This is a genomic window from Streptomyces sp. NPDC015220 (assembly GCF_043079345.1).
Taxonomy (GTDB): Bacteria; Actinomycetota; Actinomycetes; order Streptomycetales; family Streptomycetaceae; genus Streptomyces.
Genome location: NZ_JBIBUK010000060.1, coordinates 1 through 1,322, shown reverse-complemented (window position 1 = coordinate 1,322; position 1,322 = coordinate 1). Strand labels below are relative to the sequence as shown.

General features: G+C 70.3%; 1 protein-coding gene and 1 pseudogene. Both read right to left on the bottom strand.

Features of this window, described 5'->3' with window-relative positions; genetic code table 11:
- Nucleotides 1-11: 11 nt before the first annotated feature.
- Complete coding sequence (locus ACF061_RS39050) at nucleotides 12-500, bottom strand: hypothetical protein (protein ID WP_392271776.1); 489 nt, start codon at nucleotides 498-500, stop codon at nucleotides 12-14.
- Nucleotides 501-1,064: 564 nt separating this feature from the next.
- Nucleotides 1,065-1,322 (bottom strand): annotated as a pseudogene (locus ACF061_RS39045) (hypothetical protein); the annotation flags it as partial.

The window sequence follows — 1,322 nt, the reverse complement described above, 5'->3', positions numbered from 1 at the left end:
TGGTGTTGTGGTCAGCGGGTTTGGCTGAGTTCTCGGTCGGTTCGGGGGTGGTCGTGGTGGGGGTGGGTGTTGAAGTGGGTGGTGGGGTGGTAGCGGTGGCTGAAGTCGAGGGGGATGTTCAGGGCGAGGAAGTTCTTGCCGTCCGTTGTCCGGGCGCGTAGGTGGATGCGGTGGCGGGCGACGGGGACGGTGTCGGGGACGTGGAGGTCCCAGGTCTGCTGCCAGGGTCCGGCGGGGGGTCGTGGGTCGCCGTGGAGGGTGGTGCCCATGAGGGTGAGCAGGTCGGGCAGCCGGTGGGTGGTGTGCAGGAGTCTGACCGGGCCGATCTTGATGGTGACGGTGCAGGTGACCTGGGTGAGGTCGACGGTTTCCTCGAGCCGGCCGGCCATGTGCCAGCGCAGTAGGTGGCCCAGGCGGGGGTGGGAGGGGGTGAGGGTGATGTCGTGGATGGTCAGGACGTAGGTGTCGTCGCTCGCGTCCTCCACGATGCGGATAGTCATGATGATCATCCCGTAGTGTCGCGGGTCGGGGAAGGCGTCGTGCGTGCTGTCGTGTGCGTGCTGTCGTGTGGGTGCTGTCGTGTGGGTGGTGGCCTGTGGGTGGTGGCCTGTGTGGGGGTGGGTGTGTGCATGTGGTGGCGGGCGGGGGGTGTGCGGCGCGCCGTGGGGTCACCTGTTCGGGGGTGTGTGCTCACCGGTTCGGCGCAGGGGTGTGTCGTGCGGGGTGCCGGGTCAACGGGGCGTGGTGGGGCGGGAGTCGTCCGGTGGGTGGCGGGGCGGGGCGGGGCGCGGGTGCGGGGAGGGGGGCGCGGGGTGTGGTGGGGGTTTTAGTATGGCGGGGCAGGCGCGTGGGGTTGTCGGGCGGCGCTGGTGCGGGCATTCCTCCGGGTGGGGGGTGTTCCCGGGGTGTCGCTCCAATTGAGAACCCCGGCCCGATTACGGCAGGCCGGGGTTGTCGTGTCATGTGCCTGGTGGCGGAGCCCCGGCCCGATTACGGCGGGCCGGGGTTCCGTGTCACGGTGGCCTGTGGTGCGGTGGTGCCTGTCATGGCGGGGGGCGGGGTTTTCAGAAGTCGAAGCCGAAGTCGTAGTCGCCGCCCTTGTGGCGCTCGATGACGCGGAAGCTGCCCACGACGCCGTTCTTGACGAAGACGTCCTCGGTGCAGCCGGGGCGGACGCCGTTGCTGGAGCTGCGGGGGCCGACGGTGGCGATCGGGGCGCCGTTGTCGCAGACGGCGCCGCGGAAGACCTCCACGGTGCGGCGGCTGTCGTTGCGGATGTTCAGGCTCTTGGCGCCCAGGCCGCTGACGACGGTGACGCAGCC